A 23,722-nucleotide genomic window follows, 5' to 3' on the forward strand; every position below is an offset into this window, starting at 1 on the left:
ACCCGCCAGAACAGTCCTCCCCCGCGCCGCGCCGGCTTTCTGTGCGGCGCCGAACGTGCTATCGGCCGGCGCATCCTGAAGCCCGCCGGAGCCGTTCCCCATGAAAGTCTCGACCGCCGAAACGCCGGACCGGATCGTTCCGAAGCGGGCGCTGCTCTCCGTCTCCGACAAGACCGGCCTCGTCGACTTCGCCCGGGCGCTCAGCGCCGCCGGCGTCGAGATCCTGACCACCGGCGGCTCGAAGGCGGAACTTGAGGCCGCCGGCGTGCCGGTGATCGAGGTCGCCAGCGTCACCGACTTTCCCGAGATCATGGACGGGCGGGTGAAGACGCTGCATCCGAAGATCCACGGCGGGCTGCTCGCCGTGCGCGGCGAGCCCTCGCACGCCGCGGCGATGGACGAGCACGGCATCGCCGGCATCGATATCCTCTGCGTCAACCTCTACCCGTTCGAGCAGACCGTGGCGCGCGGCGCCGGGGCGGCCGAGACGGTGGAGAACATCGACATCGGCGGGCCGGCGATGATCCGCGCCGCCGCGAAGAACCACGGCTACGTCACCGTACTGGTCGAGCCGGCCGACTACGGCGACGTGCTCGCCGCGATCGCCGAGCCGGGCGGCATCCCCTTCGCGCTGCGCCGCCGCCTCGCCGCCAAGGCGTTTTCGCGCACCGCCGCCTATGACGCGGCGGTGTCGGCCTGGTTCACGGCGGACGCCGGGGGCGAGAGCGGCGACTTCTTCGCCGCCGGCGGCCGGCTCGCCGAGGCGCTGCGCTACGGCGAGAACCCGCACCAGTGGGCGCGCTTCTACCGCACCACCGAGCAGCGCTCCGGCGTCGCCACCGCGCGGCAGCTGCAGGGCAAGGCGCTCTCCTACAACAACATCAACGACACCGACGCCGCCTTCGAACTCGTCTCCGAATTCGGCGACGCCGCGGCGGCGGTCGCGATCATCAAGCACGCCAACCCGTGCGGCGTCGCGACCGGTGCGAGCCTTGCCGAGGCCTATGCCAAGGCGCTCGCCTGCGATCCGGTGTCGGCCTTCGGCGGCATCGTCGCGCTCAGCGGCGAACTCGACGCAGAGGCGGCGGCGAAGATCGTCGAGGTGTTCACCGAGGTGATCATCGCGCCGTCGGCGAGCGACGAGGCGGCGGCGATCGTCGCGTCGAAGAAGAATCTTCGGCTGCTCGTCACCGGCGGCCTCGCCGATCCGGCGGCGGCCGGGCTCGCGGTGCGCTCGGTCGCGGGCGGGCTGCTGGTGCAGTCGCGCGACAACGGCCGGGTGACGGCCGGCGACCTCCGGGTCGTGACCAAGCGCGCGCCGACCCCGGCCGAACTCGCCGACCTGCTGTTCGCGTTCCGCGTCGCCAAGCACGTGAAGTCGAACGCCATCGTCTACGCGAAGGACGGCGCGACGGTCGGCATCGGCGCCGGGCAGATGAGCCGGGTCGATTCCTCGCGTATCGCCGCGCGCAAGGCGGAAGACGCAGCGGCGGCCGCCAGGGTGTCCGGCCGTCTGACGGAGGGCGCCGTGGTCGCCTCCGACGCGTTCTTCCCGTTTGCCGACGGGCTGGAGGCGGCGGTTGCGGCGGGCGCGACGGCGGTGATCCAGCCGGGCGGCTCGATGCGCGACGACGAGGTGATCGCCGCCGCCGACGCGGCCGGCCTCGCGATGGTCTTCACCGGCATGCGTCATTTCCGGCATTGATCGGATAAATACTTCGCGATCGTGAGATGAATCGCAGGTCGCCGCGGTGGTGGAGCGTTGTCTTTTTGCAACGATCACGAATCCTCTGCAATATCGTGCGGCGATGACATGATTGATCGGGTGCGAGCTCGAGTGTCCGGCGTTAGAGTCGCCTCACGACGCGCCGGTGCCATATGCCGCAGCGCCGTCGATGGGCGGCCCGCCCCCTCGGGCCTCTAACGACATCGCAGGTTCCATGACGCAGATCGCTTCCCGATCGGCGTCCGGCCGCCGTCTGGCCGGATCGCTGATGCTTGCCCTCGCCGCTTCCTGTTTCTCCGTGCCGGCATTTGCGGCCGCCGGCGCCGCGCCGGTGACGACACCGGCGCCCGGTCCGGCGGCGACCACCGCCCCGGCCGTTCCCGAAACGCTGGCCCCGGCCGGAGTCGCGACGACGCCGGCGACGCTCGACCCGGTCGGATCCGTTGCGATCGCACCGGCCTGCGCCGTACCCGACCGGCTGCTCGCCTTCGACGCCGGCCTCGACGAGGCTATTCGCCGCGCGCGCGCCGATCATGTCCTGACGGTCCTGGCGATCGGCTCGTCGTCGACCTCCGGCACCGGCGCGAGTTCAGTCGCCCGCTCCTATCCCTCGCAGCTCAAGCACGAGCTCGGCAAGCGCCTGCCGAGCCTTGATATCGACGTCGTCAACCGGGGCATTGCCGGCGAAAAGGTGGCGAAGACGGTGGAGCGGCTGCATGCCGAAGTCGAACTGCTGCAGCCCGACCTCGTGATCTGGCAGGTCGGCACCAACGATGCGCTGCACGGCGTGCCGCTCGATTCGGTGCAGGCCCTGGTGTCCACGACTCTCGACTGGCTGAAGCAGAAGGGCGTCGACGCCATGCTGATGGATCCGCAGCTTTACCCGAAGATCCCAGACACGGACCGATACGCCGCTTTCGTCTCGGCGATCGAGACCATCGGGTCGGCGCACAACGTGCCGGTCATCCGCCGTTTCGCGGCGATGCAGCACTGGGCGAAGCTGCCGGAGACGGTGCGCAAGCCGATGCTGTGGAAGGACAACCTGCACCTTAACGACCAGGGCTATACCTGTGTCGCGCAGATGATCGCCGAAGGCCTCAGCCGCCGGCTCACCGTCGCCGGGCTCTGAGCGGCGCCGCCGGAAACGCGCTGCTCAGGCGCGCACGCGCCGGAGCAGCGTCAGGCCGATGGCGAAGAAGGCGACCAGCGGCACGAGGCCGAGCCGCTGGCTGCCGGTGAGGTCGGTGACAAGGCCGACCAGCAGCGGGCCCATGAAACTGGTGATCTTGCCGGTGAGGGCGAAGAGACCGAAGAACTCGGCGGTCTGCCCGGCCGGGGCGACGCGGACGAGCAGCGAGCGCGAGGCGGCCTGCAGCGGCCCGGCGGCGATGCCGATGACGATCCCGAACAGGATGTAGAGCCGTTCCGACGTCGACGCGAACAGGCCGTCGCCGGGGGCGGGACCGCCGACCTCCACCACGAACAGCACGTGCTCGCCGTCGATCGACAGGATGCCGAGCGCGGCGGTGATCAGCAGCACGAGGGCGCCGGTGACCACCGCCTTCGGGCCGAGCCGGTCGTCGAGCCGGCCGCCGACGAAGGCGCCGATGGTGCCGGTCAGCGTCAGCAGGATGCCGAACAGGCCGATCTCGATGGTGCCCCAGCCGAAGGCGCCGACGGCATAGATGCCGCCGAAGGCGAACAGCGCGATCAGGCCGTCGGTGTAGATCATGTTGGCGGCGAGGAAGAACGCGGCGTTGCGCTGGCCGGGCAGGGCGGCGAGCGTCGCCTTCAACTGCTTCGCCCCGGCGACGAGCGCCGCGCGGAACGGCAGGCGCTTGGGCGCATCGGGCGTGAACAGGAACATCGGCAGCGCCAGCAGCAGGAACCACAGCGCCGAGAACGGCCCGCTCGCGCGGTCGCCCTCGCGCGCCGCCGCGTCGAGGCCGAAGGCGGGGTCGAGGCCGGCGAGGGTCTTGCCGGTGCCGGGGTCGGCGGCGAACAGGCCGAGCATCAGCGCGAGGCTGACGAGGCCGCCCGCATAGCCCGCCGCCCAGCCGGTGCCCGACAGGCGGCCGAGCCGTTCGGGCGGCACCAGGTCGGGCATCATCGAATTGTTGAAGACGGTGGCGAACTCCGCGCCGATGGTGGCGACCGCGAAGGCGACGAGCGCCAGCGGGATCAGGTCGGTGCGCCCGGGCGCGACGAACCAGAGCGCGGCGCAGGCGAGCACCATCATCAGGCCGAAGCTGGCGATCCACGGCTTGCGCCGGCCGCTCGCGTCGGCGACCGCGCCGAGGAACGGCGATGAGAGGGCGATGACGAGCCCGGCCGCGCCGGTCGCATAGCCCCACAGCGCCTGGCCGGTGACGGCGTCGGGGGCGACGGCGGCGACGAAATAGGGCGCGAAGACGAAGGTGGTGATCAGCGTGAAGAACGGCTGCACGGCGGGATCGAACAGGATCCAGCCGGTGACGCCGCGTTTCGGCGCATAGAAGCCGCCATCCGGGCGGCGCAGGCGGCCGCCGATCGGGGTTTCGGGGGCGATCGGCGCGATGTCGCTCATGACGAGAACCCCGGAAACGCGGGTGAAGTTGTGAGGTCGGCTGGAAACGCGGCGCGGCCGGGGCGGCTCATGCGGAGGCGGCTTCGAGGGCGGCGCGCAGGCGGACGATCTCCTGGCGGAGCTGGATGATCTCGGGCAGCGGCCGGCCGATGGCGCGGCCGATCTCGCGCGGCAGTTTTGCGGCACGCGGCTTCAGCGCCTGGCCGGCCGGGGTGAGGCGAATGCGGACCTGGCGCTCGTCGTCCGCGTCTCGGACGCGGCTCACCAGCCCCTGCGCCTCGAGGCGCTTCAGCAGCGGCGTCAGCGTACCGGAATCGAGGCCGAGCCGCTCGCCGATCGCCTTCACCGTGCAGTCGTCGGCCTCCCACAGCACCAGCATCGCGAGATACTGCGGATAGGTGAGGCCGAGTTCGGCCAGCAGCGGCCGGTAGACCTTCGCGAAGGCATGGCTCGCCGCGTAGACCGCGAAGCAGAGCTGGTCGTCGACGCGCGGGGCATCGGCAACGGCGTCCGTCTGAGCATCGGCATCGATCGGGAACATGCGCGGGGTCCGGCTGCGTTACGCCTGCGGCTGGGCGCGAGGGATCCCGGAGCGCATGGCACGCGGGAAGCATAGCGAAGCGCCGGCCGCGGTGCAGCAAAAACGCTCCCGGATTCGATCACATCCTATTGAATTGCGCGCAATCGAATTATCGGCGATGAACGGGGTGTCGCGACACGGGCGGCGGTGCCGGAAGGCGTCGCCGCTGCCGGGTCGCAAAGCAGGTCTGAACAGCGCCGCACCGTCATGGCGACGGGCGCGGCGCGCATCATCACCGATCAATCGCGAAGGAGACGACGATGAAGGTTCTCTACACCACCAAGGCATCCGCCACCGGCGGCCGTGAAGGCCATGCGGCGTCCGAGGACGGCGTGCTCGACGTCACCCTGACGACGCCGAAGGAACTCGGCGGCGACGGCAAGACCGGCACCAATCCCGAGCAGCTGTTCGCGGCGGGCTATTCGGCCTGCTTCCTCGGCGCGCTGAAGGCCGCCGGCCGCAAGGCGAAGGTGAAGGTCCCCGATGACGCGACGGTCACCGCCACGGTCGGCATCGGCCCGCGCGACGACGGCGAAGGCTTCGGCATCGACGTGGCGCTGGCGATCCACATCCCGGGCGTCGAGACCTCGGTCGCCGAGGACCTCGTCCAGGCCGCGCACGTGATCTGCCCCTATTCGCACGCCACCAAGGGCAGCCTCGACGTCCGTCTCTCGGTCGTCTGACGGCCGCACCGCCGCCCCGCTCCGGGGGCGACACCGCTGATCTCCGCGAGGGCGGCAGGCTGGAAACGGCCTGCCGCCCTCGCTGCGTTGAGCGGTGCCGTCAGCCGCTGTCGGCGAGGTCGGCGAGCAGGCCGGCGACGATGGTGAGGCGGGCGACGGTCGGTTCGCCCTCGGCGAGGATCGCGGCGATGGTGGCGGAGGTGCGCGCCACCTGCTCGCGGCGCGGCCAGACCCAGGCGTCGATGTCGGCCCCGGTCGGCCCGGCCGCGGCGATCGCGATCGCCATGCGGCGGTGCGCTTCGCCGAGGGTGCGGCGGGCGCGGTCGAGGGCGAGGCCGTCGTAGTAGTCGCGCACCACGAGCCGGCGGGCGAGCGCCTCGATGCGGCCGATCTCGAAGCGGGCGCCGCTCTGGTAGAGCGCGGCGGTGGCGACCGCGAGCGGGCGTTCGGCCCGCTCGGCGATCACCACGGCGTCGAGGGCGCGGAGTTCCACGGGCAGCAGCGCGGCGCGGCGGGCGAGCGGGGCGGGCACGCCGGCGTCGACGAGCCGGGCGACGGTCTCGCCGACGGCGTTCGCCACCTCCTCGGGCAGCGCGGTCAGGTCGAGCGCGGCGGAGATTTCCTCGATGCCCGGCCGGAAGCGCCCGACCAGCGCGGCGAGATCCTCGCCGTCCACGGCGGTGTTGCGCAGCAGCCAGGTAACCGCCTGCAGCATCAGGTCCTGGATGCGGCCGTAGAGCTCGAGCTGCGCGGCGCCGGGGATCGCCGCGTCGAGGGCGTCGACGTCCGCGAACAGCGCCGGCAGGCCGAAGGCGTCGCGGGCAGCGAGGAAGGCGCGGACGATGCCGGCGGGGGCCGCCCCGGTCTGGTCGGCGATCCGGACGACGAAGGCCGGGCCGCCGCGGTTGATCACGGCATTGGCGAGCCGCGTTGCCACGATTTCGCGCTTCAGGCGGTGATGCGCGATGTCGTCCGAGAAGGCCTCGCGCATCGCGGGCGGGAAATAGGCGTAGAGCTCGCCGGCGAGATAGGGATCGTCGGGAACCGCGGTGGCGAGCAGGTCGTCGAACAGCACGATCTTCGCATAGGCGAGCAGCACGCCGAGTTCGGGCCGGGTCAGCAGCCGCCCGTCCTTCTCGCGCTGGGCGAGGGCGGCGTCGTCGGGCAGGTATTCGACGGCGCGGTCGAGCAGGCCGCGCTCTTCCAGCGTCTGCATCAGCCGGCGCTGGTAGCCGAAGTCCTCGGCGCCGCGCTGGGCGGTCATCGAGATCGCCAGCGTCTGCAGGTAGTTGTTGCGCAGCACGAGGGCGGCGACGTCGTCGGTCATCGAGGCGAGCAGGGTGTTGCGGTCGGCGAGTTGCAGCCGGCCGGCGAGCACCGCGCGGCGCAGCGCGATCTTGATGTTGACCTCGACGTCGGACGAGTTGACGCCGGCGGAGTTGTCGATCGCGTCCGAGTTGACCCGGCCGCCGCCCGCTGCATAGGCGATGCGGGCGCGCTGGGTCAGGCCGAGGTTGGCGCCTTCGCCGACCACCTTGGCGCGCAGTTCGCCGGCGGCGATGCGCAGGGCATCGTTCGCCTTGTCGCCGGCCTCGGCGTCGCTCTCGCCCGGGCCGCGGACATAGGTGCCGATGCCGCCGAACCACATCAGGTCGACGGGGGCGCGCAGGATCGCCCGCATCACCTCGGCCGGCGTCGCGCGGTCGCGGGCAAAGCCGAGCACGGCCTGGATTTCCGGCGACAGGGAAATCGACTTCGCGCTGCGCGAGAAGACGCCGCCGCCGGGCGAGATCAGGCTGCGGTCGTAGTCCTGCCAGCTCGAGCGCGGCAGCGCGAACAGGCGCCGGCGCTCGGCAAGGCCCGCGGCCGCGTCGGGATCCGGGTCGATGAAGATGTCGCGGTGGTCGAAGGCGGCGACGAGGTGGATCGCCGGCGACAGCAGCATGCCGTTGCCGAAGACGTCGCCCGACATGTCACCGACGCCGGCGACCGTGAACGGCGTCTTCTGGATGTCGATGTCGATCTCGCGGAAGTGCCGCTTCACCGCTTCCCAGGCACCGCGCGCGGTGATGCCCATCTTCTTGTGGTCGTAGCCGACCGAGCCGCCGGAGGCGAAGGCGTCGGAGAGCCAGAAACCGCGCGCGTCGGCGATGGCGTTGGCCGTGTCGGAGAAGGTGGCGGTGCCCTTGTCGGCGGCGACGACGAGATAGGGATCGTCGCGGTCGTGGCGCACGACGCTCTCCGGCGGCACGATGGCGCCGCCGACCTCGATGTCGTCGGTGACGTCGAGCAGGCTCTCGATGAAGATCTTGTAGGCGGCGGTGCCTTCGGCGAACACCGCCTCGCGGCCGCCGCCGTCGGGCAATTGCTTGGGGAAGAAGCCGCCCTTGGCGCCGACCGGCACGATGACCGCGTTTTTCACCTGCTGCGCCTTGACGAGGCCGAGCACCTCGGTGCGGAAGTCCTGCGGCCGGTCGGACCAGCGCAGGCCGCCGCGGGCGACCATGCCGAAGCGCAGGTGCACGCCCTCGACGCGCGGGCTGTAGACCCAGATCTCGGCATGCGGCCTGGGCGCGGGCAGGCCCTCGACGCGGGCGGGGTCGAGTTTGAGCGAGATGACGTCCTTCGGCTGGCCGTCGGCGGCGATCTGGAAGAAGTTGGTGCGGTTGGTGGCGCGGATCAGGCCGAGGAAGCGGCGCAGGATGGTGTCGTCGTCGAGGCTGGTGACGGCCTCGAGGTCGGCCTCGATCAAGGCGGCGATGGCGGCCTCGTCGTCGGCGCGCCGGTCGGCGGCGCCGGGGTCGAAACGGCGCAGGAACAGGGCGACGAGGCGCGCGGCAGTCCCGGCGTGGCGCACCAGTGCGTCGGCCATGTAATGCTGGCCATAGGCGATGCCGGCCTGCTGCAGGTAGCGCGACAGCGTGCGCAGGATCGCGATCTCGCGCCAGGCGAGACCGGCGTGGATCGCCAGCGCGTTGAGCGCGTCGCTCTCCGCCCGCTTCAGCCACACCGCCATGAACAGCGCGCGCAGCGGATCGGCGAGGGTGTCGAGGTCGATCGGCTGGCCGTCGGGGCGGGCGAGGGTCATGTCGTGCAGCACGACATGGCCGCCGTCGGCGGGCTGGATCTCGTAGGTCTGCTCGTCGATCACCTCGAAGCCGAGGTTTTCCAGCACCGGCACCCGGCGGGTAAGCGGAATCGGCGCGCCGCGCTGGAACAGCTTCAGCGTGCACTGGTGCGGCGCGAGGTCGTCGCCGCGGCCGAAGGTGATCGTGGTCGGGCGCTCGTCGGTGAGGCGCTCGACGCGGGCGATGTCGTCGAGGGCGGCGGGCGCGCGGTAGCGGTCGCGGTAGGAGACCGAGAACGCCGAACTGAAGCGCCCGGCGAGGGCGCGGGCGCGCAGCGGGGCGAAGCGGTCATGCAGCAGGGCGGCGAACTCATCGCCCCAGGTGCGCACCAGCGCGGCGACGGCCGTTTCCAGCTCGGCGCGGGCGACCTCGGGCGTCTGGCCTTCGTCGCGGCCGATGATGAAGTGGACGCGGGTCAGGCCGCCCTCGAGAAAGGCCGGGTAGAAGGCGGAGACGCGGCCGGCGTAGACCCGGGCGAGATAGTCGCCGATGCGGGCGCGGACCTCGGTCGTGTAGCGCTCGCGCGGCACGAAGACGAGCACCGAGACGAAGCGGTCGAAGCGGTCGAGCCGGGCGAGGACGCGGATGCGCGGCCGCTCGTCGAGCTCGAGGATCGCGAGGGCGAATTCGTAGAGCTGGTCGGTGTCGATCTGGAACAGCTCGTCGCGCGGATAGGTCTCGATGACGTTGGCGAGGGTGCGGGCCGAGTGGCTGGCGGCGTCGAAGCCGGCGCGCTCCAGCACCGCGGCGACCTTGCGCCGGAGATAGGGAATGGTGCGGGCCGGGCGTGTGTAGGCGGTGGAGGTGAACAGGCCGGCGACGCGGATCTCGCCGACGAGGCGGCCGTCCGGCAGGTAGTGCTTGATGCCGACGCAGTCGAGATAGGCGCGCCGGTGCACGCGCGACTTGACGTTGGCCTTGATGACGAACAGCGCCTCGGGCCGCATCATGAAGTCGCGGATCTCCGGCGTCATCTCGACGAATTCGCGGCCGCGGCGGAGAATGCGGAACTCGGGATCGGTGAGCACGCCGAGGCCGGTGCCATCGCGGTGCAGGATGCGGCGGCCGGGGCCATCGGCGAGTTCGACGTCGTATTCGCGCAGGCCGAGGAAGGTGAAGTTGTCGTCGGCGAGCCACTCGAGGAAGGCGATCGCCTCGGCGACCTCGCTGTCGGGCAAGGGCGGCGGCGCGGCACGGTAGTCGGCGACCGCCTGCACCACGGCGGCGCGCATCGCCTGCCAGTCGTTCACGGCGCGGCGCACGTCACCCAGCGTCGCCTCCAGCCGGCGGGCGAGGTCGGCGTGCGCCGCCTCGTCGGGCAGGCGGGCGAGGTGGATGTGGACGAGGCTCTCGCGGCGGACGTCGCTGCTGTCGCCGGAGACGGCAAGCACCGGGTGCAGCAGCAACCGCACGTCGGCGCCGACGTCCTGCAGCGCGCCGACGATCGAATCGACGAGGAACGGCATGTCGTCGTTGACGACCTCGAGAAGCGTCAGGCCGCGGCCGCGCGGTCCCTCGCCGGCGACGTCGATGTCCTCGATGGTGATGGTGTGCGTGCCGGGCCGGTGGGCGCCGAGACGGGCGAAGGCGGCCTGCGCCAGGCGGGCGAGATCGGTCGCGGCATAGTGGACGATGTCCTCCGCCGCGGCGCGGGCATAGAGCCGCGCGGCGAAGTCCGCGACCTCGTCGTGGCCTGCGGCGCGCAGCCGGGCGCTCGTCTCCGCGATCAGGCGGCTCTTGCCGCTGTTGATGATCCCGTCCATCGCCTTCCTCCTGCCGCCTCCGGGGCGGTCTCTCGCCGTGCGATCTTGGTGCTTCCGGTTCACCGCGACGTGTCACCGACGCGGCGCCCTGCCGCAGGTTTAGCATCCCCGGGCGCGGTGATTGAGACGGAAGCATGAAAAAAGGCCCGCCGGGGGGCGGGCCTTCGCAACGGTTCGGGCTGAAGGCGCCGGCCGGACCGGCGCGCGGGCGGCAGCGTTCAGCCGGCCGCCTTTTCCTTGGCGAGTTCGATCGCCTTGACGATGAGGCCGCGGGCCTCCTCGGCGTCGCCCCAGCGCAGCACCTTGACCCACTTGCCGGGCTCGAGGTCCTTGTAGTGCTCGAAGAAGTGCTCGATCTGCTTCAGCGTGATCTCGGGCAGGTCGGTGGCGTTCTGCACCTTCTCGTAGCGCTTGGTCAGCTTGGACGACGGCACGGCGAGGATCTTCTCGTCGATGCCGGCCTCGTCTTCCATGAGCAGCACGCCGATCGGGCGGCAGTTCATGATCGCGCCGGGCATCACCGCGCGGGTGTTGCAGACGACGACGTCGATCGGGTCGCCATCGTCCGACAGCGTGTGCGGCACGAAGCCGTAATTGCCGGGGTAGCGCATCGCCGTATAGAGGAAGCGGTCGACGTACATCGCCCCGGCTTCCTTATCCATCTCGTACTTGATGGGTTCGCCGCCGAGCGGAACCTCGATGATGACGTTGATGTCGTGCGGCGGGTTCTTGCCGATCGGCACGGCGTCGATGCGCATGGCCTCAATCTCCAGGGCTGGCGGGCACGCCGGCCGGCCAGCCGGTCGCGCGGGTCGCCACGTCTTATCCCCCCCGCAGCGGCGGTGCAAGTCGGACTTTTGTGCGGTGCAGCATGCCGACCCGTCGCACGACCCGCGGCCGGCGGCGACGGGCGGACTGCGGCCGGGCTAGCGGATCCGGTCGGCGGGCGTCGCGGCGCCGGCGCCGGACACGGCCTCCGCGGCGAGCTCGAAGGTGAGCTTCCAGCGCAGGCCGGCGGGGTCGTAGTCGAGGTCGACGGTGCCACCCACCGCGCGGGCCACGGTGCGCTCGACGACGATGCGGCCGAAACCGCGCCGGGTCGGCTTCTCGACCGGCGGGCCGTCGCTCTCGATCCAGCGCATCACGACGAGGTTGGCGCCGGCGGCGGCGGGCGTCACCGTCCAGTCGATGTCGACGCGGCCGTGCGGCGTCGACAGCGCGCCGTACTTCGCGGCGTTGGTGGCGAGTTCGTGCAGGGCGAGGCCGATGTTCTGGATCATCTCGATCGGCAGCGTCAGCGGCGGGCCGTCGATGAAGATCTGCTTGCCGATCAGGTCGAGACAGTGGCCGAGCTGCGAGCGGACGAGGTCGCCGATCCGCGCGCCCGACCAGCCCTCGTTGACGAGCAGCGAATGGGCGGCGCCGAGCGCCTCGAGCCGGGCCTCGAAGCGGGCGACGAAGTCGTCCTTGCTGCTGGCGCTCGCCGCGGTCTGCCGCGCCATCGCCTGCACCACGGCGAGGGTGTTCTTCGAGCGGTGGGCGAGTTCGCGCATCAGCAGGCGGATGTGCTGCTCGCGGCGGCGGCGGTCGGTGACGTCGACGCCGACGGAGGTGATGCCGTCGATGCGTCCTTCGGCGTCGAACATCGGCTCGAGGTGAAGGTCGAGCCAGGTGTCACCGCCCTCGCGGCCGGGCACGTTGATCTCGATGGTCGCCGCCTCGCCGGTCTCGACGACGCCGAGTTTTGCCGCGACGAGCCGGCTGAGCTGCGGCTCGGGCACGAAGTCGGCGTCGCTCTTGCCGATCAGGCTGGACGGATCGCCGCCATTGGCTGCGTTGCGGACCCAGCGGTAGCGCAGGTCGCGGTCCTGGCTGGCGACGACGATGCGCGAGCCGCGCAGCGCGGTCTCGAGCCGCATGGAGGCGTCGGCGAGTTCGGCGCTGGCGCTGTCGAAACGCCGGGCGAGTTCGTCCTTCGCCGCCTCGAAGCCGTCCGCGAGGCGGCGCTGGGTCGCGACCTCCGCGGCAAGGCGGCGGTGCGCGCCGAGCAGGGCGATCAGCGAGACGAGGAGGGCGAGGCCCGCGATGGCAAAGCCGATCAGCACGGTGTTGCGCGCGCCGACCTCGCCCATCGAGACGTCATCGAGCCGTTCCTGCAGGCGGCGCTGCTGCTGGGCGACGAAGGTCTCGCTCTCGGTGCGCAGCGCGTCCATCAGCGCCTTGCCGCGGCCGCTGCCGACGGCCCGGGCGACGGCGGCGCGGTCGCCGGTGCGGACCAGCGCGACGGTCTGTTCGAGTTCGGCGAGCTTTGCCTCGACGAGGGTTCCGATCCGGCCGGCCTGGGCGCGGTTCTGCGGGTCGTCGCGGACCTGGGCGGAGAGCGAGGCGACGAGGTCGGGCAAGTCGCGGCGGGCCGCGAGATAGGGCGCGAGGTAGCGTTCGTTGCCGGTGATGATCAGGCCGCGCTGGCCGGTCTCGGCATCGAGCATGCGGAGCACGATGCTGTTCGCCGCGGTGATCGACGCCTGGGTGCCGGCGACCAGCGTCCGGCGCGCCTCCAGCCCGTTCCACTGCACGGCGAGCAGCGCACCGAACAGGGCGAGCACGACGACGAGGCAGCCGATGGGGGCTGCAACGCGCAGGACGCCGCCGTCGAGGCGCGCGGGCGCCGTCTCAGCCATCGCCGTCCGGTCTTGCGGCCGTCGCAGCATCGCGGTGAGTGCGCCGAGCGGCGAACGTCCGGCCTCGGCACGGTCGCCGAGCGACCCTTCGGCCGACTGTCGTTCTTGAGGCGCCCCGATCAATGCTCCCGACCTTTTGCAGCGTTGGCCAAATCCGTAGCGCGAAGCGCGACCCGGTCAGCCTCGAAGGCAACAATAGGATGGCGACAGGACGGCGGACCACGTCATTTCACATGTGATACGAATTTTAAGCCGGCGGTCGTCGTGCCGCTGGAACAATCGGGGGCGCCGGAAGTTCATCGCCAAGAGCCGGAAATCATTGCCGACGCGCAATCGGCGGCTCGTTCCAGGACAGTTTTCGGGATGGTCGGATGCAGTGCAGAGGCTTCCGGGCCAGGCTAACCGCCGCAGCGCGTCGTTCGTCATCCCCCAATCTAGGAGGACACTCACGTGGTTCGCAAGACCGATCCCACCACCGGCATCGAGGTTGAAGTGCCCGATATGCTCACCAACGACGAACTCAGCGCCCAGGTCGACCGCCTGCGCAAGGACATTTCCAACATTTCCAAGACGATCGCATCGCTCGTCGAATCGAAGGGTGAAGCCATGGCCAGCAACATCGGCGCGCGTGTCGACGCCGCCACCGCGCAGGCCAGCGAACTCGCGTCCGCCTCGGCCGCGAAGATCGTCGCCGCTTCGGATGCCGCCCGCGACGCTTCCGACCGGGCGCTCGACGCGCTCGCCGAGGAAGTCCGCCAGCATCCGCTGCGTACTCTCGGGATCTCGCTCGGCGTCGGCCTGGTGCTCGGCCTCATGTCGCGCTCGAAGTAACGACTATGGGTGCGATACTCAGAGGTCTCGCCCTGGCCAGCGGGGGTGCGCTGATCAAGCGCGCCCTCGTCGGCGTCCTGTTCCAGATCGCGGCGGGCTTCTTCGTCCTGCTCGCCTTCCTCTTCGCGCTGCTTGCCGGCTACCAGGCGCTGATCCCGGAAGTCGGGCCGGTCTATGCGGCCCTGATCGTCGCGGGTGGCCTGCTGCTCGTCGCACTGCTGATCCGGCTCTCGTTCGCCATCTACCGCTGGCGCCAGCAGCGGCGCTCCCGCGCCTTCGCGGCGATGGCGACTCCGGTCGCCGTGGCCGCGGCCCCGGCGATGGCGACCAACATGACCAAGCTGCCGGTGCTGATCGCCGTCGGCGTCCTCGCCACCGGCTATATCCTCGCCCGGCGCAGCTGACGTTTCGGCGGGTAGAGCCTCCGCCGTCTCTCTCGCCGGCCTTCCTCCGGCCGGCGATCGCCATGCCTGCGGTGCCCGCCAAAAAACAAAGGCCGCCGACCGGAATTCCGGTCGGCGGCCTTTTTCGTTCGGTGGGCTTGCCCGGTCGCCGCGATCAGGCGGCGTCCTTGCGGGCCGAGCTGTCGTTGAAGAACAGCGCTTGGCTGATCACGGCGCGCAGCGTGTTGGTCTGGAACGGCTTGGTGATCAGGAAGGCCGGCTCGGGCTTCGAGCCGGTGAGCAGGCGCTCGGGGTAGGCGGTGATGAAGATCACCGGGATCTCGATGTTCGCGAGGATGTCGTTCACCGCATCGAGGCCCGAGCTGCCGTCGGCGAGCTGGATGTCGGCGAGCACGAGGCCCGGCCGGCGCTTCGCCACGGCGGCCAGCGCCTCCTTGTGGGTGCGGGCGATGTCGATGACCGTGTGGCCGAGACCTTCGACGAGGGATTCGAGGTCCATCGCGATGATCGGCTCGTCCTCGATGATCAGCACCTCGGTCGCGACCTGCTCGGCGATCTCGCGGGCGGCGGTATCGGAGAGTTCCGCGAAGGTGGCGGCGTCGACGCCCATCACGGCCGCGGCGTCTTCGGGCTGGAAGCTCTCGACCGTCGTCAGCAGGAAGGCCTGGCGCGAGCGCGGCGTCAGCGTCTCGAGGCGGCTTTCGCCGTCGCCGCTCGGGGCGAGGTTGTTCACCGGCGTGTCGTTCCAGATGCGCAGGAACAGGTGATAGAGCGCGACCCGCGGCTCGAGATGCGTCGGCAGCACGTCCCGGTTGGCGACGATCGCCTCGAGGGACGCCACGACATAGGCATCACCGCTCGTCTGGTTGCCGCACAGCGCGCGGGCGAAGCGTCTCAGGAAGGGCAGATGCGGTCCGAGCTGGTCGGTCATCGTCATTTCAGAACGTCTCCGAGGGAACTTTAGGTCGCCGGCGGTCGTTCAATCCGCCGACGACGTCTGCCTTCCGCTTGCCGTCCGCACCGGCCAGGGGGCCAGCCGGACGTCCCGTCGGAAGATGGACGCGGGATAACGACAGTCTAAACCGGGCATGCCGAAAAAAGTTCCGCGCTCGATGGAACATTTTCGGAAAGGATGCATTTCCGTCGTCGGGTGGTCGAGGTGCGGTCAGCCGTGAGCTGCCGGCATGCATGGAGTTGGAAATGTCGAAGTCAGAGGGCGAGGGTAAGCGGCGCCAGCCGGCCCTTCCCGCCGATGCACAGCATGTGATCGGCGAAAAGTTGAAGGCCATGTATGACGAAGTGGTGCGTCAGCCTGTTCCCGACCGTTTCGCGCAGCTCCTCGCAGAACTCGATGGTGCCGCCGCCGGCAACACCGCCTCCGGCAAGTCCTCCGAGAACGGACTTTCCGAAGGCGGCGCACAATGACGGCGCCCGCCACTCCCTCGACGAACTTCCGCGACGGCCTGCTCGCTGAAATCCCCAGCCTGCGCGCCTTTGCGATCTCGCTCTGCGGCAAGCTCGACCGCGCCGACGACCTCGTCCAGGAGACCCTGATGAAGGCCTGGGCGGCGAACGCCAGTTTCACCGAGGGCACCAATCTCCGCGCCTGGCTCTTCACGATCCTGCGCAACGTCTATTTCAGCCAGCTGCGCCGCACGCGCCGCGAGGTCGAAGACGCCGACGGCAAGCATGCGGCCACGCTTTCGGTGGTCGGCGAGCAGCACGCCCGGCTCGATCTCGGTGATTTCAAGGAAGCGCTCGCCAAGCTGCCGCCCGACCAGCGCGAAGTTCTCACCCTGATCGGGGCCTCGGGCTTCTCCTACGAGGAGGCGGCGGAAATCTGCGGCGTTCCGGTGGGAACGATCAAGAGCCGGCTCAATCGTGCGCGCGCCCGCCTCACCGCGCTGCTTGCGATCGAGCATGTCTCCGAGATCGGCCCTGACGCAACGACGCTCGCTGCGACTGGACCGGCGATCGCCGGGAGGCTCGCCCGAGCCTGACAGCCGGCCGCGCGTTCCGCGGTCCTCCAGTCGAGTCATCCCGCGCCGTGTTTTCGTCGCTCCGCAGCCGCATCCTGCTCATCCTGCTCATCGCGATCATCCCGCCGGTCCTCGTGATCGCGGCGATCGCCTGGGACAGCTATGGGTCGGCGCGGGCGGCGAAACTCTCGTCGCTGTCGCATGACGCGGAACTGCTCGCCTCCCGGATGGACGCCGTGCCGCTCGGGGCATCGCGGCTCGCGATGACGATTTCGGAACTGACGGCGCTCGCCGGAACCGATTCCGAGACCTGCGGCCGCAACCTCGGCGTCCTGATCGACAACTACCCCGGGTATGACAGCATCGCCGTCTACGATGGCGGCACCCGGCTGTGCGACGTGCACCGCCGCTCGGCCGCCCCGGCGACGAGCTTTGCCCCGATCGCCACCATCGACGATCTCGCCGAAGGCGAAGTGCGCACTAAGATCGTGCAGAGCGGAGCCGAGGGCGGGGTGTTCTGGCTCGCCGCGCGGGCGGAGGACTCGCGGCGCTCGGTGGCGGTCACCATGAGCCGGTCCTACCTCGCCGAACTGCTCGACGTCTACCGCGTGTTCCCGTCGAGCCGGGCCGTGCTGGTCGACGGCCAGTCGTCGCCGATCGTGATGGGGCGGACGTCACCGGAGCCCGGGATGTGGCCGGCCGACCTGCCGCTCGAGGTCGGCATCGGCCTGCGTACGGCCCGGTTCGCCGGCAACGCCTACATCTTTACGATCTACAAGCTGCGCTCCTTCGATGTCTGGCTGGTGACGGCCAACCTCGAGACCGACATCCTCGCCGAGCCGCGCCAGCAGCTTCTCGTCAGCGCGGTCGCGCCGATGCTGATGCTGCTGACCGCGCTGTTCGCGATCTGGCTCGGCCTCAACGGGGCGGTGCTGCGCTGGGTGCTGGCGCTGCAGGAGGCGAACCGCAGCCATGCCCGCGACGGCGGACCGACCAGCACGAGCGTCGATCCGCGCGCGCCGCGCGAGTTCCTGGACATCGCCGCCTCCTTCGACACGCTGACCGGCGAACTCGCCAAGCGCAACGCCGACCTCGAGCGCGAGATCACCGAGAAGCGCAACTACCTGCGCGAGCTGCATCACCGGGTGAAGAACAATCTGCAGGTGATCGCCTCGCTGCTCGCGCTGCAGAAGCGGGCGCTCTCGCCCGAGCATCGCCAGATCCTGCGCTTTCCCGAGGACCGGGTGAACGCGATGTCGGCGGTCTACCGCACGACCTACGCGGATTCCGAAACCGGCGCGGTGCAGATCGGGCCAATGATCCGGGAGGTGATCCACCGCCTGCAGGACGTCGCCGGGGCGAGCCGCAACGCCTTCGAGCTCACCGTCGAGGGCGAGGGGCGCCGCGTCGCGCTCGACACGGCGGTGCCGATCGCGATGCTGATGGCCGAGATCCTGCCCGACTATCTCGACGCGGCGGTGCACAGCGGCGTTCCGGTCTCGGTGCGCTGCATCGGCGATGCGGCGGGGCTGGCGATCGAGATCGTCGGCGATCCCGGGGTGCAGCCGCGCTCGTTCAAGCTGTCACGGCGCTTCGTCGAGGCATATCTGCGCCAGCTCGGCGCGACGCTGACGGAGACGGAACCCGGCCGGGTCAGCATCGTCTGTCCGCTCGACGCCGAGGCGGACAAGCCGCGGCTGGTGAAGATCGGCGGCGTCGTCTGACGAGATAGGACGCACCGCCATCGGAACACCGCGGACGCGACCGGCGTTGATGGCCTGAGACGACCCGACGGGTCGCCAGCCCATCCGCCGGATCGGTTTCGATCGGCGCCGAGGAGTTCCCCATGGCCAAGTCCGCTTCCAACATCGCCCCGATCGACGCCGCCAAGACCGCCGGCGCCGGCATCGAGCCGGCCGCGCGTGCCGCCATCGCCGAGCAGCTGTCGGTGGTGCTCGAGGATACCTACAGCCTGCTGATCCGCACCCAGATCGTGCACTGGAACGTGCGCAGCCGCGCCTTCCTGTCGATCCACGAACTGACCGAGCAGCAGTACACGGCGCTGTTTGCCGCCGTCGACGTGATTGCGGAACGCATTCTGGCGCTCGGCTTCCACGTGCCCTCGAAGCAGGGCTCGGTGCTGTCGCCGAAGGGCATCAGCCTCGACCCGAAGGCGGACGCCGACGAGATGCTGGAGATCCTCGCCGCCGAGAACGAGGCCTGCGCCCGCACCGCGCGCGAGGTGGCCGAGGCGGCCGACGAGGCCGACGATCTGGTCACCGCCGACATGCTGACGGCCCGGCTCGCCGAACTCGAGAAGGCGGTGTGGATGCTGCGCGCCCACAAGACGCAGGGCTGACGCCACCCGTCCGCCCGAACACTGCGATGCGTCGTGCTTCCCGCACGGCGCATTTTTCGTGTCCGGCTCAGATCAGCGGGCGCAGGCGGTCGTCGAGCGCGTCGAACTGCGACAGGCTTTCCAGCGCGTGCGGGTTCGGCAGCGTCACCATGCCGTCCGACTGGCTGTAGAAGCCGAGGCGGCGCAGGCGGGCCATGGTCTTGTTGGTATGGACCAGCGACAGGCCGAGCGCGTCGGCGATGTGCTGCTGCGTCAGCGGTAAGGCGAAGCTGTTGCCCTCGGAGACGAGGCCGAGCCCGAGCAGTCGGCGGTAGAGGCCGACCAGCAACGCCGCGATGCGCTCGGCGGCGGCGCGGCGGCCGACGGTGGTGAGGTTCTCGTCGACATGGCTCTCCTCCCGCGCGCCGAGCCAGGTCACGTCGAACGCGAGCTCCGGCATGGTGCCGAACAGGTTCCAGATGCGCTTGCGCGGCAGCACGCAGATCGAGACCGGCGTCAGCGCGATGACGCCGTAGAGCGGCACCTCCGACATCGCCGCCTGCAGGCCGATCAGGTCGCCGGGCAGCAGGAAGTGCAGGATCTGGCGGCGGCCGTCGGGCAGTTCCTTGTAGCGGTAGGCCCAGCCCGAATAGAGCGTGTAGAGCTCGGTATTCTCGGCGCCCGGAACGATGATCTCGGCCCCGGCCGGCAGGGCGAGGTGGGCCCGCTTCATGGCGTCGATATAGAGGATGTCTTCCTCGTCGAGCGGCTTGAACGCGCCGGTCCGGCGCAGCGCACATTCCGTGCAGCGGATCATCTTGCTGGGTTTCCGGGGTCTCGACAGTCGCGGCGATCATAGCGGCCCGGTCGCAGAAATCCATCGCCGCGGGCGCGCGGTCAAGGGCGGTCACGGCTGCGGCTGCCCGTGCCGTGCTCCGCGCTCGCCTGCCATCCGCGCTCCGCGCTCGCCAGCCATCCGCGCTCCGCGCTTTCCTGCCATCCGCGCTCCGCGCTTGCCTGCCATGCGCGGCGGAATAGTCCCCGCTGCGGGAACCCATTGCGTCAGCCCGCGTTCACTCGCCACAGCCGTCAGTTTCTGGGCGGCCTTTTTTTGATTCGGCACACGCCGACGGGGGATCGGGACGCTTCATGAAACTGTTCGAATGTCAGGCCTGCGGCCAGACGCTGGACTTCGGCAATACCTTCTGCAACGGCTGCAGCCGCCGGCTCGGCTTCCTGCCCGACCGGCTCGAACTGAAGGCGCTCGACGCCGACGGCGAGATGTTCCGGCCGGTCGATTCGCCGAACGAGCGCTGGTTCTTCTGCGTCAACGCGGAATCCGACGCCTGCAACTGGATGCTGCCGGAGGGCTCGGACGACATTGCCTGCCCGTGCTGCCGGCACAACCGCACGATCCCCGATCTCAGCGATCCGGCGAACCATGCGCTGTGGCGCCGGCTCGAAGGCGCGAAGCACCACCTGTTCTATTCGCTGCTGCGCCTCGGCTTGCCGCACGAAGACCGGATGCAGAACCCGACCGGCGGCCTCGCCTTCGACTTCCTCTCCGACGGCATCGACGCCGATGGCAATCCGAAGCCGGTGCTGACCGGGCACGAGGACGGCCTCATCACGCTCAACGTGCTCGAGGCGGACGACGCGGAGCGGGAGAAGCGGCGCGCCCAGATGGGCGAGCCCTACCGCACGCTGGTCGGCCACTTCCGGCACGAGATCGCCCACTACTACTGGGACGTACTGGTGCGCGACGGCGGCCGGATCGACGCGTCGCGCGAAGCCTTCGGCGACGAGAGCGACGACTACATGGCGGCGCTGCAGCGCCATTACCAGAACGGGCCGGTGCCCGGCTGGCCGGACTCGTTCATCAGCGCCTATGCCGCCTCGCATCCCTGGGAAGACTTCGCCGAGACCTTCGCGCACTACCTGCACATCGTCGACACGCTCGACACCGCGAAGGCGTTCGGCCTCAACCTGCGTTCGCCGATCGGCGGCGACCGGGTGCTGCGCCTCGGCATCGGCTTCGATCCCTATGACGCCGACAGCGCCGAGATGCTGGTCGCGGCCTGGGTGCCGCTGACGTTCGCGATCAACAGCATCAACCGCAGCATGGGCCAGCCCGACCTCTATCCCTTCGTGCTCAGCCAGCCGGTCGTCGCCAAGCTGCAGTTCGTGCACGACCTGATCCACGGCCACGAAATCGCGGCGGCCGCTGTGGACGCCTCGGCCGCCGCCTGATCGACGCCAGCGCGCCGCAACCCTCCTGTCCCCGGAAGTGTCCCCATGCAGCCCGCCGAAATCGCCGCCGTCCCGATCGTCCCCGGACCATCCACAGCGGCGCCGTTCGGTGGGGGCGGGGGCACGGACACGGCCCCCGCGCCGGCCGACGAGGCCGACGCCTCGGCGATCTCCCGGGTCGAACACGCACCGCCCGAGCCGTTCCTCGCCGCCGAGGCGCGGTTCGCCCAGGTCGGTATTTTCCTGATCATGCTGATCGCGGCGCTGTACTTCTCGAAGGATTTCCTGCTTCCGGTCTCGCTCGCCTTCCTGTTCGCGCTCGTGCTCAGCCCGGCGGTGCGCGGCCTGCGCCGGCGCGGCGTGCCGGAATTCGTCTCGGCGGCGGCGCTGGTGGTGATCCTGATCGCGGCGGTCTCCAGCGCGGTCTGGGTGCTGATCGACCCGATCCAGCAGTTCATCGACGATGCGCCCGGCACCGCGGCGACGCTGCGCGACAAGATCAGCCTGCTGCGCGGGCCGATCGAGCGGGTGATGGCGGCGTCGCAGCGCATGGAGGAGGCGGCGCGCGCCGGGATGCCGGTGCAGCGCGTCGTGCTTGAGGAGCCGGGCCTGCTCAGCCGCGCCGCCACCGGCGTGCCGGAGATCGGCGCCAAGATGGGCCTCACGATCGTCCTGCTGCTGTTCCTGCTCGCCTCGGGCGACATGTTCTACGAGAAGCTGGTCAAGGTGCTGCCGACGCTGTCGGACAAGAAGCGCGGCGTGCGCATCACCCGCGAGGTCGAACGCGAGGTGTCGCGCTACCTCTTCACCATCACGATCATCAACATCTGCCTCGGCATCGCCATCGGCATCGCGATGTCGGTGGTGGGAATGCCGACGCCGGTGCTCTGGGGCATCCTCGGCGGCGTCCTCAACTACATGCCCTACATCGGCCCGGCGGTTACCGGCAGTGCGATCGTGGTGGTGGCTCTGGTCAGCTTCGACACCGTCAGCGCGGCCATGGTGGCGCCCGCGGTGTTCCTGGCGATCACTGTGTTCGAGGGCCAGATCGTCACGCCGATGCTGGTCGGGCGCCGGCTGGAGATGAACCCGGTGGCGATCTTCCTCGCCGTCGCCTTCTGGGGCTGGCTCTGGGGCATCGCGGGGGCGATCATGGCGGTGCCGATCCTCGTCGTCGTGAAGATCTTCTGCGACCATGTCGACGGGTACACCGCGGTCAGCGAGTTCCTCGGCGCGCGGGAGGGGCAAATTCCAAAGGACAAGGATGCGGCGGCGGAGAAGACCTGACGCGCGGCCCTGAACGCAAGACCCGACGCCGGGGGCCTTCGCGGCCGACGCTGCGGGTCAGGGGCGGTCCGGCGCAGCGCCGGGCCGCGTCAGCCGAGGTCCCAGCCGAACACCACCACCGGCAGGACGCTGTCGCCGATGCGCTCGCCGGTCTCGACCAGCTTGTCGCCGCCGAGCCGGCGGTAGAAGCCGAGCGCCGCCTCGTTGGCGACGAGGGCGCGGACGGCGAGGCCCTTGAAGCGCATCTCGCCGAGCGCGCTGCGGGCGGCCTGGAACAGGCGGCGGCCGAGGCCGATGCCCTGGTATTCGGGCTTCAGGTAGATCTCGTAGATCTCGCCCTTGTGCGGCAGCGCGCGCATGCGGCTCGGGCCGAGCGTCGCATAGCCGACGACGTGGCGATCGACCTCGAGCACCAGCACCGCGACCTTGCGACGGATCGCCCGCTGCCACCACGCCGGTCCGCGTTTCTCGACCATGCGTTCGAGATCGATACCCGGCAGAATCCCGCGATAGGCGTTGCGCCAAGCCGCGTCGTGGACCTCCGCCACGGCGGCGGCGTCCTGAAGTCTGGCTCGTCGGATATCGATCGACAGCGTGCTCATGCGATGAGCTTAGCGTGCGTCGCAGCGTCCGAAAAGACGGAATCGGACGGGGGTGACGCGGTCGTTATCGCAAGGTGCGACCCGCTCAACGCAGCAGTGCGGACGTTGCCGAAAACAGATCGGCGCGCACGCCGTCGCGGGCGCGGAAGCTCGGCGGCGTGTCCGAGGCGCCCTGGTTCTGCACGAGGCGGGCGAAGAAGACCCGGCGGTCGCCCTTTTCCGCCCAGCCGACGTACCAGCCGTAGCTGCGTGCCCGGTCGGGCTTGCCGTCGGCGCGTTTCGGCGCAGCGGCGCCGGTCTTGGCGAACAGCCGCCAGCCGTTCGGCTGCTCGCCCTGGTCGGCTAGCGTCCGGGTGAGGGCGACGGCCTCCGGCGCGACCGCGATCTCGCCGCCGAGCAGCCGGGCGAGGAAGCCGACCTGCTCGCGCGGCGAAATCGCCAGCGACGAGCCGATCCACGATCCGGTGAGGCCGTTGTCGGCGCCGGGGTCGCCGGAGACGTCGCCGTTGCCTAAGTCGAAGGCGCGGACGTAGGCCTCGAAGCGCTTGGCACCGAGCATTTTCGTCATCTCATAGGAGTACCAGACCACCGAATTCCGCATCCATGCTTCCGGCGTCGTCGTGGCGCGCCAAGCGGGATTCCAGTCGACGTAGCCCGCCTTGAAGGGCAGGGCCGGGGCGTCCGGCGCGGTGATCAGCCCGGCGTCGGCGGCCATCACGGCGAGGGCGATCTTGAACGTCGACGCCGGCGTCACCCGGGTGTCGCAGTCGCCTTCGGAGAGCAGCGGCTCTGCGACACCGGGCTCGACGACCAGCGTGCACAAGGTGGCGACGCCTTCGGCGCGCGCCGGGGCGGCGAGCAGCAGGGCGCAGGCGAGCAGGAAGATGGGGCGCATGGACAAATC

At 70.2% G+C, this 23,722-nt stretch carries 20 protein-coding genes; 11 read left to right on the plus strand and 9 right to left on the minus strand.

Annotation, left to right across the window (positions count from 1 at the left end):
• The first annotated feature begins 100 nt into the window (after positions 1-100).
• Both purH and I5731_RS05410 read left to right on the plus strand, forming a co-directional pair.
• Entirely contained in the window at positions 101-1,705 is a 1,605-nt protein-coding gene (purH, locus tag I5731_RS05405; protein ID WP_197310349.1) for a bifunctional phosphoribosylaminoimidazolecarboxamide formyltransferase/IMP cyclohydrolase, read from the plus strand.
• Positions 1,706-1,994: 289 nt separating this feature from the next.
• Entirely contained in the window at positions 1,995-2,855 is an 861-nt protein-coding gene (locus I5731_RS05410) for an SGNH/GDSL hydrolase family protein (RefSeq protein ID WP_197310350.1), read from the plus strand.
• Between the two features lie 24 nt (positions 2,856-2,879).
• Here the strand turns inward: I5731_RS05410 and I5731_RS05415 are convergent, their stop codons facing one another.
• Together I5731_RS05415 and I5731_RS05420 are read right to left on the minus strand one after the other, a co-directional pair.
• Positions 2,880-4,283 carry an MFS transporter gene (locus I5731_RS05415; RefSeq protein WP_407941823.1) on the minus strand — a complete coding sequence of 468 codons (1,404 nt, stop codon included), beginning with the start codon at positions 4,281-4,283 and terminating at the stop codon, positions 2,880-2,882.
• 76 nt (positions 4,284-4,359) lie between these two features.
• Positions 4,360-4,833, minus strand: coding sequence for a MarR family winged helix-turn-helix transcriptional regulator (locus I5731_RS05420; protein ID WP_197310352.1), 474 nt, complete (start codon positions 4,831-4,833; stop codon positions 4,360-4,362).
• Between the two features lie 299 nt (positions 4,834-5,132).
• Here I5731_RS05420 and I5731_RS05425 point away from each other — a divergent pair, with 299 nt between their 5' ends.
• Positions 5,133-5,555, plus strand: coding sequence for an organic hydroperoxide resistance protein (locus tag I5731_RS05425; RefSeq protein WP_197310353.1), 423 nt, complete (start codon positions 5,133-5,135; stop codon positions 5,553-5,555).
• A 100-nt stretch (positions 5,556-5,655) separates the two neighbouring features.
• Here I5731_RS05425 and I5731_RS05430 read toward each other — a convergent pair whose 3' ends face one another.
• From I5731_RS05430 to I5731_RS05440, 3 genes are all read right to left on the minus strand, one after another.
• Positions 5,656-10,446, minus strand: a complete 4,791-nt coding sequence (locus I5731_RS05430; RefSeq protein ID WP_197310354.1) for an NAD-glutamate dehydrogenase — start codon at positions 10,444-10,446, stop codon at positions 5,656-5,658.
• Between the two features lie 218 nt (positions 10,447-10,664).
• Positions 10,665-11,204, minus strand: coding sequence for an inorganic diphosphatase (ppa, locus tag I5731_RS05435; RefSeq protein ID WP_197310355.1), 540 nt, complete (start codon positions 11,202-11,204; stop codon positions 10,665-10,667).
• A gap of 168 nt (positions 11,205-11,372) precedes the next feature.
• Positions 11,373-13,127 carry a CHASE3 domain-containing protein gene (locus tag I5731_RS05440; RefSeq protein WP_197310356.1) on the minus strand — a complete coding sequence of 585 codons (1,755 nt, stop codon included), beginning with the start codon at positions 13,125-13,127 and terminating at the stop codon, positions 11,373-11,375.
• Positions 13,128-13,577: 450 nt separating this feature from the next.
• Between I5731_RS05440 and I5731_RS19975 the strand changes: the two genes are divergently transcribed.
• Together I5731_RS19975 and I5731_RS05450 are read left to right on the plus strand one after the other, a co-directional pair.
• The gene (locus tag I5731_RS19975; protein WP_197310357.1) at positions 13,578-13,958 is read left to right on the plus strand and encodes a DUF883 family protein; all 381 of its coding nucleotides are present in this window, start codon (positions 13,578-13,580) and stop codon (positions 13,956-13,958) included.
• A 5-nt stretch (positions 13,959-13,963) separates the two neighbouring features.
• A complete protein-coding gene (locus tag I5731_RS05450) occupies positions 13,964-14,362 on the plus strand; it encodes a hypothetical protein (RefSeq protein ID WP_197310358.1) in 399 nt (132 codons plus the stop codon).
• A 154-nt stretch (positions 14,363-14,516) separates the two neighbouring features.
• Here I5731_RS05450 and I5731_RS05455 read toward each other — a convergent pair whose 3' ends face one another.
• The gene (locus I5731_RS05455; protein ID WP_197310359.1) at positions 14,517-15,299 is read right to left on the minus strand and encodes a response regulator; all 783 of its coding nucleotides are present in this window, start codon (positions 15,297-15,299) and stop codon (positions 14,517-14,519) included.
• Positions 15,300-15,562: 263 nt separating this feature from the next.
• On the opposite strand from I5731_RS05455, the gene I5731_RS05460 reads away from it, so the two are divergent.
• The 4 genes from I5731_RS05460 (at position 15,563) to I5731_RS05475 (ending at position 18,700) form a co-directional block, all read left to right on the plus strand.
• A complete protein-coding gene (locus I5731_RS05460) occupies positions 15,563-15,787 on the plus strand; it encodes a NepR family anti-sigma factor (protein ID WP_268926557.1) in 225 nt (74 codons plus the stop codon).
• The gene (locus tag I5731_RS05465) at positions 15,784-16,362 is read left to right on the plus strand and encodes a sigma-70 family RNA polymerase sigma factor (protein WP_197310361.1); all 579 of its coding nucleotides are present in this window, start codon (positions 15,784-15,786) and stop codon (positions 16,360-16,362) included. Before I5731_RS05460 ends, I5731_RS05465 begins: the two co-directional genes overlap by 4 nt.
• Before the next feature lie 47 nt (positions 16,363-16,409).
• On the plus strand, positions 16,410-18,065 hold the full coding sequence (locus tag I5731_RS19980; RefSeq protein WP_197310362.1) for a sensor histidine kinase: 1,656 nt from the start codon (positions 16,410-16,412) through the stop codon (positions 18,063-18,065).
• A gap of 122 nt (positions 18,066-18,187) precedes the next feature.
• The gene (locus tag I5731_RS05475; protein ID WP_197310363.1) at positions 18,188-18,700 is read left to right on the plus strand and encodes a Dps family protein; all 513 of its coding nucleotides are present in this window, start codon (positions 18,188-18,190) and stop codon (positions 18,698-18,700) included.
• Positions 18,701-18,767: 67 nt separating this feature from the next.
• On the opposite strand, the gene I5731_RS05480 is transcribed toward I5731_RS05475, so the two are convergent.
• On the minus strand, positions 18,768-19,496 hold the full coding sequence (locus I5731_RS05480) for a Crp/Fnr family transcriptional regulator (RefSeq protein ID WP_197310364.1): 729 nt from the start codon (positions 19,494-19,496) through the stop codon (positions 18,768-18,770).
• A gap of 332 nt (positions 19,497-19,828) precedes the next feature.
• On the opposite strand from I5731_RS05480, the gene I5731_RS05485 reads away from it, so the two are divergent.
• Together I5731_RS05485 and I5731_RS05490 are read left to right on the plus strand one after the other, a co-directional pair.
• Complete coding sequence (locus I5731_RS05485; RefSeq protein ID WP_197310365.1) at positions 19,829-20,929, plus strand: zinc-binding metallopeptidase family protein; 1,101 nt, start codon at positions 19,829-19,831, stop codon at positions 20,927-20,929.
• Positions 20,930-20,974: 45 nt separating this feature from the next.
• Positions 20,975-22,216 (plus strand): AI-2E family transporter, encoded by a 1,242-nt coding sequence (locus I5731_RS05490; RefSeq protein WP_197310366.1) that lies wholly within the window; start codon positions 20,975-20,977, stop codon positions 22,214-22,216.
• 89 nt (positions 22,217-22,305) lie between these two features.
• Here I5731_RS05490 and I5731_RS05495 read toward each other — a convergent pair whose 3' ends face one another.
• Positions 22,306-22,764, minus strand: coding sequence for a GNAT family N-acetyltransferase (locus I5731_RS05495; protein ID WP_328838224.1), 459 nt, complete (start codon positions 22,762-22,764; stop codon positions 22,306-22,308).
• A 139-nt stretch (positions 22,765-22,903) separates the two neighbouring features.
• The gene (blaOXA, locus tag I5731_RS05500) at positions 22,904-23,713 is read right to left on the minus strand and encodes a class D beta-lactamase (protein ID WP_197310368.1); all 810 of its coding nucleotides are present in this window, start codon (positions 23,711-23,713) and stop codon (positions 22,904-22,906) included.
• Positions 23,714-23,722 lie beyond the last annotated feature (9 nt).

Source organism: Methylobrevis albus, from assembly GCF_015904235.1.
Taxonomy (GTDB): Bacteria; Pseudomonadota; Alphaproteobacteria; order Rhizobiales; family Pleomorphomonadaceae; genus Methylobrevis_A; species Methylobrevis_A albus.

Bases quoted from the DNA above. Each gene is read 5' to 3' on its own strand.
- I5731_RS05425 (WP_197310353.1), top strand. From the start codon at position 5,133: ATGAAGGTTCTCTACACCACCAAGGCATCCGCCACCGGCGGCCGTGAA.
- I5731_RS05490 (WP_197310366.1), top strand. From the start codon at position 20,975: ATGCAGCCCGCCGAAATCGCCGCCGTCCCGATCGTCCCCGGACCATCC.
- I5731_RS05440 (WP_197310356.1), bottom strand. From the start codon at position 13,127: ATGGCTGAGACGGCGCCCGCGCGCCTCGACGGCGGCGTCCTGCGCGTT.
- I5731_RS05455 (WP_197310359.1), bottom strand. From the start codon at position 15,299: ATGACGATGACCGACCAGCTCGGACCGCATCTGCCCTTCCTGAGACGC.
- I5731_RS05480 (WP_197310364.1), bottom strand. From the start codon at position 19,496: ATGATCCGCTGCACGGAATGTGCGCTGCGCCGGACCGGCGCGTTCAAG.
- blaOXA (WP_197310368.1), bottom strand. From the start codon at position 23,713: ATGCGCCCCATCTTCCTGCTCGCCTGCGCCCTGCTGCTCGCCGCCCCG.
- I5731_RS05465 (WP_197310361.1), top strand. From the start codon at position 15,784: ATGACGGCGCCCGCCACTCCCTCGACGAACTTCCGCGACGGCCTGCTC.
- purH (WP_197310349.1), top strand. From the start codon at position 101: ATGAAAGTCTCGACCGCCGAAACGCCGGACCGGATCGTTCCGAAGCGG.
- I5731_RS05430 (WP_197310354.1), bottom strand. From the start codon at position 10,446: ATGGACGGGATCATCAACAGCGGCAAGAGCCGCCTGATCGCGGAGACG.
- I5731_RS05475 (WP_197310363.1), top strand. From the start codon at position 18,188: ATGGCCAAGTCCGCTTCCAACATCGCCCCGATCGACGCCGCCAAGACC.
- I5731_RS05410 (WP_197310350.1), top strand. From the start codon at position 1,995: ATGCTTGCCCTCGCCGCTTCCTGTTTCTCCGTGCCGGCATTTGCGGCC.
- I5731_RS05460 (WP_268926557.1), top strand. From the start codon at position 15,563: ATGTCGAAGTCAGAGGGCGAGGGTAAGCGGCGCCAGCCGGCCCTTCCC.
- I5731_RS05420 (WP_197310352.1), bottom strand. From the start codon at position 4,833: ATGTTCCCGATCGATGCCGATGCTCAGACGGACGCCGTTGCCGATGCC.
- ppa (WP_197310355.1), bottom strand. From the start codon at position 11,204: ATGCGCATCGACGCCGTGCCGATCGGCAAGAACCCGCCGCACGACATC.
- I5731_RS05450 (WP_197310358.1), top strand. From the start codon at position 13,964: ATGGGTGCGATACTCAGAGGTCTCGCCCTGGCCAGCGGGGGTGCGCTG.
- I5731_RS05485 (WP_197310365.1), top strand. From the start codon at position 19,829: ATGAAACTGTTCGAATGTCAGGCCTGCGGCCAGACGCTGGACTTCGGC.